General features: G+C 56.9%; 12 protein-coding genes. 8 read left to right on the top strand and 4 right to left on the bottom strand.

Annotated elements, in window-relative coordinates; genetic code table 11:
• Nucleotides 1-71: 71 nt before the first annotated feature.
• Together BW956_RS15365 and BW956_RS15360 are read left to right on the top strand one after the other, a co-directional pair.
• Nucleotides 72-917: an MliC family protein gene (locus BW956_RS15365; RefSeq protein ID WP_083703104.1), complete on the top strand. Its 846-nt coding sequence runs from the start codon at nucleotides 72-74 to the stop codon at nucleotides 915-917.
• Nucleotides 918-1,030: 113 nt separating this feature from the next.
• Nucleotides 1,031-4,756, top strand: a complete 3,726-nt coding sequence (locus BW956_RS15360) for a bifunctional diguanylate cyclase/phosphodiesterase (RefSeq protein WP_076463894.1) — start codon at nucleotides 1,031-1,033, stop codon at nucleotides 4,754-4,756.
• Nucleotides 4,757-4,783: 27 nt separating this feature from the next.
• On the opposite strand, the gene BW956_RS15355 is transcribed toward BW956_RS15360, so the two are convergent.
• The 4 genes from BW956_RS15355 to BW956_RS15340 form a co-directional block, all read right to left on the bottom strand.
• On the bottom strand, nucleotides 4,784-5,737 hold the full coding sequence (locus tag BW956_RS15355; protein ID WP_076463891.1) for a 2-hydroxyacid dehydrogenase: 954 nt from the start codon (nucleotides 5,735-5,737) through the stop codon (nucleotides 4,784-4,786).
• Between the two features lie 29 nt (nucleotides 5,738-5,766).
• Nucleotides 5,767-6,228, bottom strand: coding sequence for a MaoC family dehydratase (locus tag BW956_RS15350; protein ID WP_076463889.1), 462 nt, complete (start codon nucleotides 6,226-6,228; stop codon nucleotides 5,767-5,769).
• A 98-nt stretch (nucleotides 6,229-6,326) separates the two neighbouring features.
• Nucleotides 6,327-9,545, bottom strand: coding sequence for an efflux RND transporter permease subunit (locus BW956_RS15345; protein ID WP_076463886.1), 3,219 nt, complete (start codon nucleotides 9,543-9,545; stop codon nucleotides 6,327-6,329).
• Entirely contained in the window at nucleotides 9,542-10,588 is a 1,047-nt protein-coding gene (locus BW956_RS15340) for an efflux RND transporter periplasmic adaptor subunit (RefSeq protein ID WP_076463884.1), read from the bottom strand. Before BW956_RS15340 ends, BW956_RS15345 begins: the two co-directional genes overlap by 4 nt.
• Before the next feature lie 346 nt (nucleotides 10,589-10,934).
• On the opposite strand from BW956_RS15340, the gene alaC reads away from it, so the two are divergent.
• The 6 genes from alaC (at nucleotide 10,935) to BW956_RS15310 (ending at nucleotide 18,061) form a co-directional block, all read left to right on the top strand.
• On the top strand, nucleotides 10,935-12,164 hold the full coding sequence (gene alaC, locus BW956_RS15335; protein WP_076463882.1) for an alanine transaminase: 1,230 nt from the start codon (nucleotides 10,935-10,937) through the stop codon (nucleotides 12,162-12,164).
• Between the two features lie 95 nt (nucleotides 12,165-12,259).
• Nucleotides 12,260-13,666 (top strand): hypothetical protein, encoded by a 1,407-nt coding sequence (locus BW956_RS15330; RefSeq protein WP_076463880.1) that lies wholly within the window; start codon nucleotides 12,260-12,262, stop codon nucleotides 13,664-13,666.
• Between the two features lie 11 nt (nucleotides 13,667-13,677).
• Nucleotides 13,678-14,280, top strand: coding sequence for a GDSL-type esterase/lipase family protein (locus BW956_RS15325; RefSeq protein ID WP_076463877.1), 603 nt, complete (start codon nucleotides 13,678-13,680; stop codon nucleotides 14,278-14,280).
• Nucleotides 14,280-14,864 carry a uracil-DNA glycosylase family protein gene (locus tag BW956_RS15320; protein ID WP_076463875.1) on the top strand — a complete coding sequence of 195 codons (585 nt, stop codon included), beginning with the start codon at nucleotides 14,280-14,282 and terminating at the stop codon, nucleotides 14,862-14,864. The genes BW956_RS15325 and BW956_RS15320 overlap by 1 nt, the downstream gene beginning before the upstream one ends.
• A gap of 71 nt (nucleotides 14,865-14,935) precedes the next feature.
• The gene (rapA, locus tag BW956_RS15315) at nucleotides 14,936-17,797 is read left to right on the top strand and encodes an RNA polymerase-associated protein RapA (RefSeq protein ID WP_076463873.1); all 2,862 of its coding nucleotides are present in this window, start codon (nucleotides 14,936-14,938) and stop codon (nucleotides 17,795-17,797) included.
• A gap of 66 nt (nucleotides 17,798-17,863) precedes the next feature.
• Entirely contained in the window at nucleotides 17,864-18,061 is a 198-nt protein-coding gene (locus BW956_RS15310) for a YjfB family protein (protein ID WP_010322782.1), read from the top strand.
• The last annotated feature ends 188 nt before the right edge of the window (nucleotides 18,062-18,249 follow it).

Genomic DNA, 18,249 nt, shown 5'->3' with positions numbered 1-18,249 from the left:
AAGCGCATATTTCAACTTTGCCGGGGTGCTGTCAGACTGACCGCACCCCGTTTTATTTCAAGGATGCCCCCATGCGTTCATTATTTTTGATCGTTGTGTCTTTTTCGATTCTCGCTGGCTGTGCCCGTCAAGAGCAGCCGGAACCGCCTGTCGCAAACAATCCGGCCTGTACGACCGACTGGTTTGAGTCCGTTGAGGCGCGTCTGGGCACAGGTGACGGTCAGGGGCATGGGCCTGATATTGGCAGTCAGGAATGGTTTTCCGTTGTCGAGTTCCGTCTTGGCCTGAGGGGGCAGAGCGGTGTACCTCAGGCCGGTACTGATCGCTGGTGTCATTTTATTGAGGAGCAGCTCGAACCGGTTCCACAAACCGACGGTGTGAGTCCGTCTTTTAACTGCAGCGCGGCAGAGGCATTATCATCTGCCGAGCAACATGTGTGTGGTGATGCCGAGTTGACCCGGTTGGATCTGACACTGGCTCAGGTATATGAAGAAGCCCAGAGTAGAGTGAAGTCCGAGTCAGCTGAGGCGCGCTTGAAGGCCGAACAGCGTGGCTGGCTTAAGGGGCGGGATGAGTGCTGGAAGGCGTCTGATGCACGTACCTGTATCGCCGATGCCTACCAACGACGTATTTCAACCCTGCAGGCACGTTACCGTCTGGTGTCATTCACCGGGCCGGTGCTCTATCGCTGTGGTCCAGATTCTTCAGAGCTTGCGGAAGTTCGTTTTTTCGACACCGAGCCGTCAACCGCCGTTGTGCAATATGGCAATAACTATGCGTTGATGTTTGCAACGCCAGCCGCCAGCGGTGCCCGCTATGAAGGGCGTAATGAAGTGTTCTGGGAACATCAGGGCGAAGCTCTTATTCGCTGGGGTTTTTCGGCTGCGGAAGTGGCCTGTCATCGGAGCGCGAACTGATAATCGTCAAGGCGAACTATGTTACCTGAGTGCGACAGTCGAGTTTCCTTGAGTCTTGGCATCTAATTCTGTAGCTTGATGACCCATAATACATTGGTTGTGGAGCTCAGGACTTGTATTTCTCCGCACTCGGCAGGCGACTGGCCCCGAGGAAACTGCTGACCAGTTGCCTGGCACTGCTTACGCTGCTGCTGAGTATGCCTTCGTTGGCGCTGGCAGATCACTATTCCAGCCAAGGACCTGAATTTTCTCAGGTTTTTCATGATGCTGACTTGCCCATGCTGTTGATTGACCCGGAGGCGGGTTCAATTGCGGAGGCAAATGCGGCTGCAGAGCGCTTCTATGGTTATACCCGTAGTGAGCTGCAATCGATGAGCATTCAGCAGATCAACACCTTCACTCCACAACAGGTCAAGGAAGAGCGTGCGCTCGCGGCATCGGAAGGGCGCAACTTCTTTATATTCCGTCATCGCCTGGCCAATGGTGATATCAAAACCGTTGAAGTCCACTCTCGGCCCTATCGCTTCGATGGCAAGCCACTGCTGTATTCCATCATTAATGACATTACGCCCGGACGCTATCAGCAAGCCGAACTCTGGCATTATCAGGAACGTTTGGAGCAGATGGTGGATGCCCAGGTGCGGGAGATCGAGGAGTCTCGCCAGCAACAGTTCATGTATCTGGCAATTGGCTTATTGATTCAGGCAGCCGTTATTTTGATCCTGTTCCGCAATATCCGTCGCCGTCGTGCGCTGGAGCGTCAAACCAAAAAGATCAACCGTGCGCTGGAAGAGAACAGGCTCCAGCTGGAAGCGGCCCAGCGTATTGCCCGTGTGGGCAGTTGGCAGTTAAACCAGCAAAACCAGACCATGGCGTGTTCTACGCAGATGTTGGAGATTCTTGAGCTCGATACGGATGATCCTCACCGGGTATATACGGAGGCCTGGCTGCGTGTTCACCCGGAAGACCTTGACCTGGTCCGAGCAGAAGTGGACAAGGCGATAGACGAACAGGGTGAATATGAGCTTGAACACCGTTTGTTGATGGAGAATGGACTGGTCAAGCACATTCATGTCCGAGGCGAGTGCCTGGATACCTCTGAGGGTGTGGTGCTGATGGGGACGGTACAGGATGTCACGCGCCAGCATGCGGTTACCCATGCACTGACCGCACTGGCAACTGAATATGCGCCTCTTTCCGGTGAGGATTTTTATCGGGCGGTTTGTCAGCATCTGTCGGAAACGTTGGGGCTTGAGTATGTTTTTGTAGGCCGCCTTATGCCCAACCAGCAGGCAGTGGAAGTGATTACCGGCTGTACACCCGAGGGTGACATGCGGGGCTTCAAATACAGCCTGAATGGAACACCTTGCAGTAATGTCATGAAAAGCGCCCATTCAGTGCATGCGTGCGGTATTCAGGCCAGTTACCCCGAGGATGCGCTGCTGCAGGACATGTCGATCGAGTCCTATATCGGCAGCTCTCTTTTGGACAAACAGGGCCAACCCATCGGGATTCTGGTGGGGCTGGGCTGTCAGCCGCTTAAGCAGGAGGTACTGGCGCAGGAGTTGCTGAAAGTTTTTGTGGACCGTGTATGTGCCGAGATGCAGCGTTCACTGGCTGAACAGCAGATTGAAAAGATTGATGCCTACCGCGAAATTGTGCTGCGCTTTTCCAACAGGTTTATCAATCTGAGCCTGCCCGAAGTGGATCAGGCCATTAGTCAGGCACTGCAGGAAATTGGTGAGTTCATAGGGTCTGATAATTGTTACCTGTTTGCCTATGACTTCCAGGCAGGCACCTTCTCGATGACGCATGAATGGTGCAACGGCAGTATGCTGAGCTGGCGGGATCGATTACAGGATCTGCCTATTTCCAGCATGCCCTCCTGGGCTGAGCGTCACAGCAGAGGTGAAACCATCTCCATTCCGGATGTTGACCAGATGGAGGAAACCTTTGTTGCCGATATCGTCAGGGAACGGGGCATAAAAAGCTTTATAGACGAACCCCTGATGAACAGTGGCGAGTGTATCGGGTTTGTGGGCGTCTCTTCCTCCCATGAAAAGCAGGCCTTTTCCGAGGAAACCGTTCAGCTGCTTAAACTCTTTGCCGGCCTGCTGACCAATATTCGTAAACGTCGTCATGCCGAAGGGCAGCTACGCCTGTCAGCCAGCGTGTTTGATAACGCTGACGAGAGCATCATGATCACGGATACCGAGTGCAGGATCATCCGTGTAAATGACGCCTTCACACGTACCACTGGTTACAGTGAAGCGGAAGTGAAGGGGCTGGATCCTATCTTCATGAATGTGCACCACACCGAGCCAGGGTTCATGAAGCAGGTATGGCAGCGCTTGCGCGCCTATGGTGCCTGGAAGGGCGAAGTGTGGAACCGGCACCGGGAAGGTGAGCGCTATGCGGTGTTGCAGAAGATCAATGCCTTCCATGACGAGGAAGGCGAGCTTCAGGGCTACGTATCTCTAATGTCGGATATCACGACACTGAAAAACCAGCAGCATCAGCTGGAACGTATTGCCCATTTCGATGCTCTGACCGGCTTGCCCAACCGCACCTTGCTGGCAGATCGCATGCAGCAGGCGATCGCGTTGGCGAACCGAAACCACACCCAGATTGCGATTCTGTTTATCGACCTTGATGGCTTCAAGGCGGTGAATGACACGCATAGCCACTCGGTGGGTGATGAGCTGCTGGTTCAGGTTTCCAATCGCATGAAAAAAGTCATGCGTGACGAAGATACCCTGGCGCGAATTGGTGGCGATGAATTCGTTGCTGTGCTGATGAACCTGGAGCAGACAGAGGATAGTTTGCCTGTCATTCGCCGTTTGCTGAACTCCGTAGCCGACCCGATTCATATTAAAGAGCTGGAGCTTAAAGTGTCGGCCAGTGTAGGTGTGGCATTTTACCCGCAACAGGAAAACCTGGATGCTGATCAGCTGCTGCGACAGGCAGATCAGGCCATGTATCAGGCCAAGCAGGCGGGTAAAAACCGTTATCAAATGTTTGATGTTGAGCGTGACCTTGCCCTGCGTTCACAGAATGACAACCTGGCACGATTCCGCCAGGCACTGGACCAGTCTGAGCTGGTGTTGCATTACCAACCGAAGGTAAATATGCGCACCGGGCAGGTGGTCGGTTGTGAGGCGCTTATTCGTTGGCAGCACCCCGAACAAGGATTACTGCCGCCAGCGAGTTTCCTGCCCGCCATCGAGAATCATCCACTATCAGTCGATGTGGGTCAGTGGGTATTGGAAAACGCATTGAATCAGATCCTGGCGTGGCGAGAGCAGGGCCTGGAAATACCGGTCAGTGTGAATATCGACGCCATCCACCTGCAGCGTTCCGACTTCGTTGACACTTTGCGGACTCTACTGGCTGAGCATCCCAGTATTCGTGCCGGTGACCTTGAGCTGGAAATTCTGGAGACCACAGCGCTGGAAGACGTCGAACACGTATCCGCCATTATCGAAGAGTGTAGTCAGCTGGGGGTAGGGTTTGCGCTGGACGACTTCGGGACCGGCTATTCATCACTGACCTACCTCAAGCGCCTGCCTGCGCAGTTGCTGAAAATTGATCGCAGCTTTGTCCGTGACATGCTGGTGGACCCGGATGACCTGGCCATCCTCAAGGGTGTTATTCAACTTGCTGGGGCTTTCCGCCGTGAGGTGATTGCGGAAGGTGTGGAGACGGAGGCTCACTTCCGTGAGCTGCTGGCGCTGGGCTGTGATCTGGGACAGGGCTATGCCATTGCCAGACCCATGCCTGCTGACGATATGCCAGCCTGGCACGAACAGTGGCAGCGTAGCCATCAGGCTGATGGCTAGGCACTGTCTTTCAACTCGATGAGTACGTCAGGTGTTTACCTGACGTACGGGCTGGCCGTTTTGATAGCCACGGATATTGTCACGGGTTTGCTCAATGATTGTAGTCCTCGCCTGAATACTGCCCCAGGCCGAGTGCGGGGTGATAATCAGGTTGGGAATGGTCGCGTCCAGCAGCAGGTTACCCTTGCGTGGCGGCTCTTCGGTAAGCACATCGGATGCAGCACCGCCCAGGTGGCCAGAGCATAGTGCATCCTTGAGGGCCGCCTCATTCACGACACCGCCACGAGCTGCATTGATAACAAAGCTGCCGGGCTTCATTTTTGCCAGTGCTGTCGCATCGATCAGATCCTTTGTCTGTTCAGTCAGCGGACAATGCAGGCTGATCACATCGGCAGTTTCCAGCAGCTCCTCCAATGACACCCGACCGGCGGGAATCTGGTCACTGCCCGGTCGAGCGGCAACCAGCACCTTCATGCCGAAACAGCTGGCCAGTCGTGCTACCTCCTGCCCCAGCGCACCATAGCCGATAATCCCCAGGGTGCGTCCGTTCAATTCCAGAATGGGGAAGTCGAGCAGGCAGAACTGGCTGGAGCGGTTCCAGTCGCCGTTCTTGACGGCACGGTCATAGTCCAGCAGGCGGGTATGCAATGCCAGCATCAGGCCCAGCACATGTTGAGCAACCGCATTCACACCGTAGCCCTGGGAATTGCACACGGGTATGCCGCGGGCCGAAGCCGCATTCAGGTCGACATTATTGACGCCGGTGGCCACTACGCAGATCAGCTTCAGGCTTTCAGCGGCCTGGATCGTACTGGCATCCAGGACGACCTTGTTGATGATCACCAGATCAAAACCGGCGATACGCTCTGCCACCTGCTCAGGCGCAGTGGTGGGATAACAGACCAGTTCTTCGACGCAGTCGGAAACAGGGCTCAGGTCGAGGTCATCAAGGCTTTGGGTATCGAGAAATACAGCTCTCATTTCAAGTCCATAATGCAAGGTGAAATGGGTTAGGCAGGGCGGCGGAAGGCGAGCATTTTGGCCGTCATCACCTGCAGTACCTGGTTATTCTGGTTGCGTGTTTCATTACGCACAACCACGATACCGCGGTCCGGCTTGGAGCGGGAAGGGATCACGTCCTGCACTTCCATGACAACATGGATTTCATCACCGGGGCGTGTCGGGTTGGGCCAGTTGACCTCTACCCCGGCACCAATCATGCCGCCGCCGAAAGGGATACCGCTGGTGACCATCAGGCGCATGGTCATGGAGGCAGTGTGCCAGCCGCTGGCTGCCAGCCCGCCAAAGAGACTTTGTTCAGCCGCTTCTTCGTCCAGGTGGAAGGGCTGAGGGTCAAACTGGTCGGCAAAGGTTTTGATCTCTTCAGCAGTCACGCTGAGCTTGCCAGTCGTAAACGACATGCCCGGTTCAATGTCATCCAGGTAGAGCTTATCTTCGGTGCGGGTATCCATGAAGTGCCCTTATTTATTGTGTTGGGTTATGGGGTGTTCCAGTCTTCACATCTTAACGATTGCTGCACTGCGGTTAAACCGAAAGCTTTTGAGCTTCATTACAGCCAGCGACAGCGTGCCAAAGCGTAGTAGAGCAGCGGTACCACAATGATGGTCAATAGCGTCGACATGGCGAGGCCAAAGACCAGTGAAATGGCCAGCCCGTTAAAGATGGGGTCGTTGAGAATGAAGTAGGCCCCGACCATTGCCGAGATGGCCGTCAGGGCGATCGGCTTCACCCTTACAGCGCCCGCGAGTACGACAGCTTCTTCCAGGGATGTCCCTTCATCCAGCAGCTGGCGGATGAACACTACCAACAGGATGGAGTTGCGCACGATAATGCCGGCCAGCGCGATCATGCCGATCATGCTGGTGGCGGTGAATTCCCGTCCCAGCAGGGCGTGGCCCGGCAGGATGCCGATCAGGGTCAGTGGAATGGGTGCCATAATCACCAGCGGCAACACGTAGGAGCGGAACTGGGCCACCAACAGCAGAAAGATCATGAACACGCCGACGCTGTAGGCCAGACCCATATCTCTGAACGTTTCGTAGGTGATCTGCCATTCGCCATCCCATTTCAGCGTGCCCAGCTCCGGCAGTGGCGGCTGCTGGATGAAGAACTGCTCAGGTGCTCCTTCCAGCTGATCCAGCTTGTCAACCATGGCGAACATGCCGTACAGCGGCGAGTCGATGGCACCAGCCATATCGGCGGTGACATAGGTTACCGGCAACAGGTCCTTGTGGTAGCGCGCGCCGGGCCAGTCGCTTGGTTCAATACGAGCGATACTGGCCAGCGGAATCAGTTGCCCCTCGCGGTTACGAACCTGCAATGACAGCAACGCCGAGACCTGGGCCTTGTCGCCCTCGTTGAGGATCACCCGAATCGGCACCGGATACTTGGCGTGCTGGTCATGCAGGTAGCTCTGGGTACTGCCACCCAACGCGGTCTGCAATGCCTGTACCACCTGCCCTTGAGCTACACCGTAACGGGCGGCACGGGCGCGGTCGACGACCAGGTGCCACTGTTTGACCGGTGCTTCCAGCGTGGTGTCGATATCAACCAGGCCTTCAACCTGCTGCATCTGACTAGCGACCTGCTGAGCCAGCTCGGTGCGGCGCGGCTCGTCGGCGGCATAGATCTCGGCCACCAGCGGCGACAGCACCGGCGGGCCAGGCGGGATCTCGACGATTTTCACCGACGCGCCGAAGGGTTCGGCGATAGACTGTAGCGGGGTGCGCAGTGATGAGGCGATGTCGTGGGACTGCTGCTCACGATCGGTGTCGGCTACCAGGTTGACCTGCAGATCGCCGTGCCAGGGATCGCTGCGCAGGTAGTATTGGCGCACCAGACCGTTGAAATTGATTGGCGAAGCGGTGCCGGCATAGCTCTGCCAGTTGGCCACTTCCGGCACATTCTCCAGATAGGCGCCGAGCGCCAGCAGAAGGCGCTGAGTCTCTTCCATCGGCGTCGATTCCGGCATGTCGACCACCAGCTGCAGCTCCGACTTGTTGTCGAACGGCAGCATCTTGAGGATGACATACTGGTACACCGGGAGGGCCATCGACAGCAGCATCAGGCTGATGACACCGAGACTGAGCAAACGGCGGCGCCAGCTGTGGCCACCGAGGAAGGGTGTCAGCACAAAACGGAAAATCCTGAGTGACAGCGGGCTGACACCATCGGCGGAGCTGCCGGTTTCCTTCACTTCTCCTGCTCGGTGGTGAAGCAGCCGCATCGCCAGCCAGGGGGCAACCACGAAGGCTACGATCTGCGACAGCACCATGCCGGCGGAGGCGTTGATCGGGATGGGGCTCATATAGGGTCCCATCAGGCCGGTGACGAAGGCCATCGGCAGCAGCGCCGCCATGATGGTCAGGCTGGCCATGATGGTGGGGGTGCCCACCTCGTCCACGGCCACCGGGATGATGTCGCGAATCTTGTGCGTGGAGTTCTGGATGCGGCGGTTGATGTTTTCGGTAATGACAATGCCGTCATCGACCAGAATGCCGATGGAGAAGATCAGCGCAAACAGGGACACCCGGTTCAGGGTAAAGCCCCAGGCCCAGGAAAACACCAGTGTCAGCAGCAGGGTCACCAGCACGGCGATGCCCACGATCGTCGCCTGGCGCCAGCCCATGGCGGCCAGCACCAGCAGTACCACGCAGACGGTGGCCGATATCAGGTCGGTGATCAGCTGTTTCGCCTTGGCGGAGGCCGTCTCGCCGTAGTTGCGGGTGATTACCAGCTCCACACCTTCCGGCAGGGCACGATTGCGCAGCAGTTCCAGTCGCTCCTCTATCGCGGTGGTGATATTGATCGCGTTCTCCCCCGGCTGCTTGGCGATGGCCAGGGTGACCGCAGGGTAGATCTGACCGACCTCACCTGAACGATGATCGGCCATGCCGGGCCCGAAGCCGAGCATGACGCTCAGGTCCGGTACCGTTTCTCCGCGACTGATTTGGGCAATATCGCGCATGAAGACAGCGGCGCCGTTATGCATGCCCACCACCAGGTTGCGCACGTCATCGACCTGTTCCAGCAGTTGGCCCGCTTGTACCGGCACGGACAGGTTATCCTGTGTCGTGCGCAGGCCCTGAGAGCTGGCGTTGGCGGCCTGCAGGGCCAGGGCGATATCGTCAAGCGTCAGGCTGTAGCCCGCCAAAAGAGCAGGGTCGAAGCGGATATCGACACGGTCCGGTACGCCGCCAACGGTGTAAATGTCGCGGGTGCCGGGAATACGCTTCAGTGCCACTTCCAGCATGTGAGCCATCCGGGTCAGTTCGGTGCCGGCATAGCGCTGCTGAGGGTCGTACAGGGTCAGCGTCATGATCGGTACATCATCAATGCTGCGCGGCTTGATCAACGGCTGGGTAGCGCCCATATCGGCGGGTAACCAGTCCTGATTGGAGTAGACCTGGTTGTACAGGCGCACCAGCGCTTCCTGCCGGGTAACACCCACCTTGAACTGCACCGTGATCACCGCCATCCCTTGACGAGACACTGAATAGACGTGCTTGATTCCTTCGATTTCGCTCATCACCTGCTCAGCCGGGGTGGCGATTACGCTCTCTACCTCGGTGACGCTGGCGCCGGGCAGGGCGACGACAATGTCAGCCAGGGTGACATCGATCTGGGGTTCCTCCTCCTTGGGCGTGAACACCAGTACCAGCACGCCCAGCAGGATGGCGAGCAGGGTCAGCAGCGGGGTGAGTTTTGAATCCTGAAATACCCGGGCGATCGCGCCGGATGGGCCGACGGGTGGCAAGGAGTGGCTCACTGGGCGGTCTCCCTGGACGGGTGCAGCTCAGCGGTACCGCTGAAGTCAAGCGGATTCGCCACAATGCGTTCTCCCGCCTTCAGTCCGGCCAGTACCTCTACCTGATCACCGTTTCGCACACCGGTGCGAATCTGGCGCAGGCGGGGATGGTCGTTTGCATCGAGGACGAAGACGGCGCGCAGCTCACTGCGGTGGAGGATGGCATCAGCGGGAATCCAAAGGGCTTCGCGTGTCTCTACCGGCACGCTAACCTTGACCAGCATGCCGGGATACAGCTGGCCATCCGGCTCGGTCAGTGGCATGCGCAGGCGAAAGGTATGGGTGGCCGGGTCTGCGTAGGGATAGAACGTCATCTCACCGGTTTCCAGCTCGCTGCCATCGGGCAGGGTGACACGCGCGCGGCGCTGTTCACGGGCCAGGCCGGCATACTGCTGTGGAAGGTCCACTACAACGCGCAGGTGTTCCAGTGACAGGCCGGTCAGCAGCGGCTGGCCGGGATTGACACTCTCACCCAGCTCCACATGACGTTCGATCAGAATGCCGCCATAGGGTGCGGTGATGCGAGTGTAATCGAGCTGCTGCTGCGCTTCGGCCATGGCTGCTTCAGCACGGGCCAGGCGTGCCTGAGAAGCGTTGAGCTGGTTACGCGCCTGATCCAGCGCCTGGTTGGCCACCAGCTTACGTTCATGTAGCGACTGGACACGACTGAATTGCTGACGCGCATCCGTCAGACCTGCCCGGGCTTCCGCCAGTCCCGCCTGGGCCTGACTGAAGCGTGCCTGCTGTTCGCTGTCCTCCAGCTGCACGATGAGAGCACCGGCGGGAACAGAATCGTCAACATCGAAGGGCAGAGCGGTGACACGGCCGCTGGTCTGGGCCGAGACGGTGCTTTGCTGCACGGCTTCGATGATGCCATCCAGCAGCAGATGATCTTCCAGTATTTGCCGCTGCACAACGAACGTTTGCGGGCTGTCCTGCGCCGCAGCGAGATAGGTGGATGTGAATGCCAGGCATAGCAGAGCCAGTACGTGGATGAAGCTCATGGAAACGTTCCTTGGCGGTCATTAATATTAGAATATATTTATATAAAGGTGCACCTAGGTCAATCGCTCTTTTGGCGTGTGTCAGACCCCGCTATTTGCTCAGTATAGTGCTGTGCAAGGTTGCAAAATGAAGATCTGTTCACAGGGAGGTGACTGAGGTCAGGATTTGGTCGGCCCGGCTTTGGTCCAGTTTTTGGGCTGTTTTATAAAACAGAGATTGGCATAAAAAACAGGGCGGGGATCTGGCGATTCCGGACGATTGCCGTTAGTCTCATCTGTACAGCCATGAACACATGGCTGGCGTCGCTCGGACGGTTCCGGGCGCTGACGTACTATCGAGGCTAACATGACAGACAAAACCGGTGTGCAATCCGTACGCCACTTCTCCCGTATTGATCGTCTTCCCCCCTACGTATTCAACATCACAGCTGAGCTGAAGATGGCTGCACGCCGCCGTGGCGAGGACATCATCGACTTCAGCATGGGTAACCCGGATGGGGCGACACCGCCGCATATCGTGGAAAAACTCTGTGCCGTTGCCCAGCGTGATGACACCCACGGTTACTCGACTTCACGAGGTATTCCGCGTTTGCGCCGCGCCATCTCCAGCTGGTACGAGAAACGCTATGAGGTCGAAATTGACCCTGAAGATGAAGCGATCGTTACCATCGGTTCCAAGGAAGGCCTGGCGCATTTGATGCTGGCAACCCTGGACCACGGCGATACCGTGCTGGTACCCAACCCCAGCTACCCGATCCATATTTACGGTGCCGTGATTGCCGGTGCTCAGGTCCGCTCGGTGCCGCTGGTACCTGGCGTTGACTTCTTTGTGGAGCTGGAACGGGCGATCCGCGAATCCATTCCCAAGCCGAAGATGATCATTCTGGGGTTCCCGTCCAACCCGACGGCCCAGTGCGTGGAGCTGGATTTCTTCGAGCGTGTGGTCGCGTTGGCGAAGCAGCATGACATCATCGTCGTGCATGATCTGGCCTATGCCGATATCGTCTATGACGGCTGGACTGCGCCTTCGATCATGCAGGTGCCGGGTGCCAAGGATGTAGCGGTGGAATTTTTCACCCTGTCCAAAAGCTACAACATGGCGGGCTGGCGTATCGGCTTTATGGTCGGTAATAAGGAGTTGGTGCATGCGCTGGCGCGGATCAAGAGTTACCACGATTACGGCACTTTCACCCCGTTGCAGGTGGCTGCCATAGCGGCACTGGAAGGGGATCAGCAATGTGTACGTGACATTGCCGAGCAGTATCGTCAGCGCCGTAATGTACTGGTAAAAGGTCTGCATGAAGCGGGCTGGATGGTCGATAATCCCAAGGCCTCCATGTATGTCTGGGCCAAAATACCGGATGAATACGCGGATATGGGCTCGCTGGAGTTCTCCAAGAAGTTGTTGGCCGACGCCAAGGTGTGTGTATCTCCAGGCATCGGTTTTGGCGACTACGGCGACGACTATGTGCGTTTCGCGCTGATTGAGAACAAGGATCGCATTCGTCAGGCGGTCAGGGGCATCAAGGGGATGTTCCGTAAGGACGGGTTGCTTGAGGCTTCGGCCAAGGGTTGATCGATATTAAAGCCGCTGCGGGTCAGCGGCTTTTTTATGCCAGCCAGCCAGATAGCTGCTGCAGGGTAGCTGTTATTCAAGGAGACTGAAAAACAATGCTAGAGCCAGAATGGCCAACCAATAAAGACTGGCAGAAAGGGCAGAGTCGGCAGGAGTACGTCAATCTTCGCTTTTACATGCTGGCCGGTTTTACGCTGACTTTTCTGGGCGTCCTCCTGGTTCTGAATATTGCCAAGTGGCGTGAGATTGAGCCGGCATTATACGGGTTGCAGGCGCTCAACCTGGCAAGCCTTGATCCGATTCTGATGTTACCCGGCCTGTTGTTGATGGGGCTTTTCGGGATTCCCGGCGTGCTCAAGGAATTCGTTCGCTGGCGCCGGCAACGTGGCCTGGTACTGCATATCGACCCTGTTCCAGCCTCACCGGATGGCGAACTGGGTGGCCGCATTACGATTCCACTGCATCTGACTGACCAGCACAAAGTGCGCGTGACACTCAGCTGTATGCGGCGTGTGGTGACCAAGGGCAAGAATTCCAGTGTGCAGGACAGGCTGCTTTGGCGAACGCCCGCCGTCACGCGGCAAATGCGCTCCATTAAGGGAACACGCATCGAGTTTGTTGCGGAGCTTTCTGGCCAGCAGCCGGTAACCTCATTTGAAGAGGGTAAGCGGGAAGTTTGGTGGGCGGTGCATGTGGAAGAAGAGGTTAGCGGCTTTGATGCGGTCTTCCCTGTGCCAGTCAGTGAAAGTGCACGGACGACCACATCCGAATTCCGCTTCACTGAACGAGAACGCCAACAGGCAGCTGAAGCCAGTCGAGAGCCAGTGCGTTCCTGGCAGCAGGAAGCGCTGCCGGGTGATGGCTTGAATATTGAATTCCCGGCGGGTCGCAGCGGCAAGGCCGCAGGCATTCTGACACTGGTGGGACTGGTATTTACCGCCGTTGCCGGCTTTATGGGGTACAAGGTTGCACAGGAGTTGAGTTCAGCCAATACCAGCTACTTTGCTCTGATGGTGCAGGGCATGATTCTGATGGGGTTCGGGCTTTTTGGGCCGGCGCTCCTGTTCGGCGGCATCTATATGCGTCTCAACCGACTACAGCTGGAGGTCAGACCTGGTGAGCTGGTTACGACTCGTCGCTTCATGGGCTTCAGCAAACAGCGTCACCTGGCGATTGACGACATAGAAGGTCTGGCGGAACGCATTATTGGGCGCGTGGGGCAGGGAGTAGATTCTGAACTGGAGTACGCGATTGATGCCTACCTGAAGGATGGCATGCGTGTTCGTCTGGGTGATGGAATAGAAGGACAGCATGAAGCAGAGCAGTTGCTGCAACAGCTAAGGGACAAAACCGGGATTGAAACCCGCACCGACCCGGACAGTTATAAGCTTAACCGTCGGACGCCACCGGTATGGGTGATGTGGCTGCCTGCCATTTTCAAGACGGTTTCGTTTATCATTTTTGCCCTGACAATAGCCGCCTTTGTATTTGATTTTCTGTAAAGGAGTACAGTATGAAACGATTCGTAGCATTGGCCCTGGTGAGTTTGAGCCTGTTGACAGGCTGCAGCAGTGACCAGCTGGATCCGCTGGGACGCAACGCAGTCATCCTGGCGTTTGGCGACAGCCTGACAGTAGGCGTGGGGACGTCCGAGCAGCAGAATTATCCTGCAGTCCTATCGCAACTGACAGACCGCCAGGTAGTCGCTTCAGGTGTGTCCGGTGAAGTGTCTTCACAGGGCCTGCAACGCCTGCCGGGTGAATTGGAGCGGGTGCGCCCTGATCTTCTGATTTTGCTGCATGGTGGCAATGATATTTTACGTAATGGGTCAGCCCAGACGCTGGAGCAAAACCTTGAGGCGATGATTAACCTGGCGCAAGCAAAGGATATTCCCGTTGTGCTGGTGGGGGTGCCGGAAAAACGACTGTTCTCGGATGCCGCACCCTTGTATTCAGAGCTGGCGGAACGTCATGATCTGGTCTTTATTGAAGACCTGCTGGCGGATCTATTGCGGGAGTCGAGCATGAAATCGGATGCTGTTCATCTTAACGAGCAAGGCTATCGCGCCCTCGCACAAGGGATTCATCAAGCCTTGCAGGATGCCGGTGCGCTTTGATGGCTTTACAGGAGCTGCTTGCCGAAGTACGTGCCTGCCGGATCTGTGAAGCCCAGCTACCCTTGGGGGCACGGCCGGTGGTACAGGCTGATAGCGGCGCTCACATCCTGATTGTAGGTCAGGCACCAGGGCTTAGAGTGCATGAAACCGGCATCCCCTTTAATGATCCCAGTGGTGAGCGCCTGCGCGACTGGCTGGGGATGACCCCTGAAGAGTTTTACGATCCAAGGCAGGTGGCTATATTACCCATGGGATTTTGCTATCCGGGGCGAGGGCGTTCAGGGGATAACCCGCCAAGACCAGAATGTGCGCCAGCCTGGCGTCAGCGGTTGCTTGAGCAACTGCCCAATATTGAACTGACAGTGTTGGCGGGGCGTTACGCGCAGGAGTGGCATTTGGGCAAGGCGGTCAACCTGACCGAAAGAGTCAGAAACTGGCGCGATGTCTGGCCAGAGTATGTACCCATCCCGCACCCCAGTCCTCGCAATAACCTTTGGCTAAGACGCAATCCCTGGTTTGAGCAGGAGCTGGTACCCTGCCTGCAACAGCGTGTGGCACAGTTTCGTGCCGAAAATTCGTCATAAACGGCCTAAGCCTTTGAGTCTTAGTGGCTGAACGCCTAAAATTGCCGCCCTGAATCAAGGGGAGTCATATTTTGTCACAAGCGCCATTTGTACCCGGACAACGTTGGATCAGTAACAGTGAAGCCGAGCTTGGCCTTGGCATCGTGGTTGAGTATGCCAATCGGCGAGTCGAAATCCGTTTTCCAGCGGCTGAAGAGACCCGAACCTATGCTGCTGATAATGCACCGTTGAGCCGGGTGGCGTATGAGCCCGGTGACCGAATCAGCAACCTGTTCGGCGACGCGATCGAAGTGGTTGAGCGCATGGAGCACAACCAGTGCTACATCTACCGCGGCCTCGATGACGAAGGTGAAGAGCAGGTGCTGCCCGAGCTGGAACTGGACAGTGCCGTGCATTTCAGCAAGCCTCAGGAACGTTTGTTCGCTGGCCAGCTGGACCGTAACGGCCTGTTCAAGCTGCGTGTGGCAGGGCTGGAACATCAGCACCGACTGCATGCCTCTGAAGCCTATGGTTTGCTGGGTGCCCGTGTTCAGCTTTTGCCGCACCAGTTCTACATTGCCGGTGAGTTGAGTGGCCGCATGGCCCCGCGCGCACTGTTGGCTGATGAAGTGGGCCTGGGTAAAACCATTGAGGCGGGTCTTGTGCTGCACCAGCGCCTGATCAGCGGCCGTGCCAGCCGCGTGATGGTCGTCGTGCCGGATACACTGGTTCACCAGTGGCTGGTAGAGATGCTGCGCCGCTTTAATTTGCGTTTTACTCTGCTGGACGAAGCGCGCTGCACCGACATCGAAATCAGTGGCCAGGACAACCCCTTTGAAAGCAGTCAGCTGGTGATCTGCCCGCTGTCGCTGCTGACCCGCTCCGAAGCCCGCCAGGCACAGGCAGAAGCGGCCGGCTGGGATATCCTGGTGGTGGATGAAGCCCATCATCTGGGCTGGAGTGAAGAAGCGCCCAGCCACGCCTATCTGTGCATTGAAGCGCTGGCGCAGAAAACGCCAGGTGTGCTGCTGTTGACGGCTACACCGGAGCAGTTGGGTCCTGAGGGCCACTTTGCTCGTCTGCGCCTATTGGATCCGGCCCGCTACCCGGATCTGCAAAAATTTCTTGATGAAGAACATGCCTACTTCCAGCTCAACAGTCTGATTGAGCCTTTACTGGGCGAGCAGGGTGCTGAGGTGCTGCGGGGTGATCAAAACCTTCAGTCTGCACTGGCTGAGCGTTTGGGAGGTGAGGCCCTGGCCAACTGGCTCAAGCTGGATCAGGAAGACCAGCCTGCAGCCCTGGAAGCCCTCATTCGCCAGCTGATCGACCTGCAGGGCACCGGTCGTGTCCTGTTCCGTAATACCCGTGATACCGTTGCCGGTTTCCCGCAGCGCCAGCTGCAGGCCGAGATGCTGGACATGCCGCCGGAGCTGGCGCTTTTTGATGAGGAAGTGTCACCGGAAGTCTGGTTGCATCCGGAAAAAATCATTGGCGAAGATTGGGTTGATGCTGACACCCGCGTTGAATGGCTGGTGGATTGGCTGAAGCAGAACCGTAACGAAAAGGTTCTGGTCATCTGTGCCCATGCCGATACCGCGGTTGCCCTTGAAGATCACCTGAACCTGCGTGAAGGCATGCGTTCAGCTGTTTTCCATGAGGGTATGAGTCTGGTGAATCGAGATCGTGCGGCTGCCTACTTCGCTGAAGAAGAGCTTGGCGCCCAGGTTCTGGTCTGCTCTGAAATCGGTAGCGAGGGCCGTAACTTCCAGTTTGCCCACCATCTGGTGTTGTTTGACCTGCCGTTGACGCCCGACCTGCTTGAGCAGCGTATTGGCCGACTGGATCGTATTGGCCAGCGCGAGGATATCCAGATTCATGTGCCTGTCTATGAGGGCGGCACGGCGGAAGCGCTGCTGCGCTGGTATGACGAAGGCCTCAATGCCTTCGGGCGTGTCTGTGCTGTCGGTGATGCCCTTTATCGTCGCTTTGCGCCGCAGTTGCTGAAATGCCTGCAAGCACCTGAAGATACTGCAGCGCTGGATGCCTTGATCACGGAAACCCGTCAGGCACGTGAGAACCTGGAACTGGATCTGTCGCGAGGCCGTGACCGCCTGCTGGAGATCAGCAGCTGCGATCCTCAGCGTGCCCAGCAATTGCTGGAAGAGGTGTCATCGACAGAAAGCAGCGAGCAGCTGCAGGCATTTGCCGAGAAACTCTTTGATCGTTTTGGCGTAGATACTCAGCCGCATGGTCCGGATGGGCTGGTGCTGCACCCTGGCGATCATATGCTGTGCCAGCTGCCCGGCTTGCCGGAGGAGGGGCTGACCCTGACCTTCAACCGCGAACGGGCTCTGTCACGGGAAGATATACAGTTCATGAGCTGGGAGCACCCGCTGTTAACCGATACGCTGGATATCATCAGTCGTGGGGAACTGGGTAACTGTACGGTCTGTACCTTGAAACTGCCGCCTCTGCAGGCGGGCACTCTGCTGCTGGAACTGATCTATGAGCTCAGTTGTGCAGCGCCGCGCTATCTGCAGCTTGAACGCTACCTGCCATCGGGTAGCGTGCGTCAGCTGTTGGATCCGGAAGGGCGTGATCTGGGCGCGGCATTGGGACACGAGCCCTTGAACAAGCTGCTGCAAACCGTCAGCCGTGCAACCGGGCAGAAGATGGTGCGTCTGGCACGTGAACAGATTGTTGATCAGCTTAAGGTTAGCCAGTCTGCGGCCGATAAAACCCTTGTACAGTTGCGTGAGCAGGCAATTGCCAATCTGGATGCGCAACGTGAACAGGAGTACACGCGACTCGCTGCGTTAGCGGAACGCAACCCGCTGGTGAAACCGGAAGAGCTCGAAGCATTTCAGGCGGAAACCGCGCTTATGCGGGAATCTCTGTCCAGTGCCGAGCTGAGGCTGGATGCGATTCGCGTGATTCTTGTACGTGAATAATTTGATATGACATGCGGTTGCTGTCGGCGTATGCTGACAGTAACTAAGATATAACAGGAGCCCACGATGGATGTAGCAGCACTGGGTACCAGCATGAGCCAGTACCAGACCCAAACGGATCATGCCGTGAAGGTCACCAGTATGGTGAAGGATCAGATTGAGCAAAACGGCGAAATGGCGTTGCAGCTGATTCAGAGTGCTGCGCCTGTCGCGGCCCCGGACCCCACCAGTTCACTGGGTCAAAATATCGATATACGCGTGTAACTCTCTCGCTGGAGTAAAGCATGCTTGCAGTTTTGCGAGCATACAAAAAAGCCGGATACCCTCAGGGTGTCCGGCTTTTTACGTATCAGGGCCAGGCCCTTCTACATGGAATGCTTACTTGGATTTTTTCAGCAGCTTCTTCAGCTTCTTAACTTTGCTCTCGTGCTTGGCAATCTTCGCTTTGCGAG

Source organism: Marinobacterium stanieri (assembly GCF_900155945.1).
GTDB classification, from domain to species: Bacteria; Pseudomonadota; Gammaproteobacteria; order Pseudomonadales; family Balneatricaceae; genus Marinobacterium; species Marinobacterium stanieri.
This window is presented reverse-complemented; position numbering and strand designations above follow the sequence as displayed.

Excerpts from the sequence above, each read along its gene's own strand:
- BW956_RS15330 (WP_076463880.1), top strand. The coding sequence starts at position 12,260 with ATGCTAGAGCCAGAATGGCCAACCAATAAAGACTGGCAGAAAGGGCAG.
- BW956_RS15365 (WP_083703104.1), top strand. The coding sequence starts at position 72 with ATGCGTTCATTATTTTTGATCGTTGTGTCTTTTTCGATTCTCGCTGGC.
- BW956_RS15355 (WP_076463891.1), bottom strand. The coding sequence starts at position 5,737 with ATGAGAGCTGTATTTCTCGATACCCAAAGCCTTGATGACCTCGACCTG.
- BW956_RS15350 (WP_076463889.1), bottom strand. The coding sequence starts at position 6,228 with ATGGATACCCGCACCGAAGATAAGCTCTACCTGGATGACATTGAACCG.
- BW956_RS15340 (WP_076463884.1), bottom strand. The coding sequence starts at position 10,588 with ATGAGCTTCATCCACGTACTGGCTCTGCTATGCCTGGCATTCACATCC.
- BW956_RS15320 (WP_076463875.1), top strand. The coding sequence starts at position 14,280 with ATGGCTTTACAGGAGCTGCTTGCCGAAGTACGTGCCTGCCGGATCTGT.
- BW956_RS15310 (WP_010322782.1), top strand. The coding sequence starts at position 17,864 with ATGGATGTAGCAGCACTGGGTACCAGCATGAGCCAGTACCAGACCCAA.
- BW956_RS15325 (WP_076463877.1), top strand. The coding sequence starts at position 13,678 with ATGAAACGATTCGTAGCATTGGCCCTGGTGAGTTTGAGCCTGTTGACA.
- alaC (WP_076463882.1), top strand. The coding sequence starts at position 10,935 with ATGACAGACAAAACCGGTGTGCAATCCGTACGCCACTTCTCCCGTATT.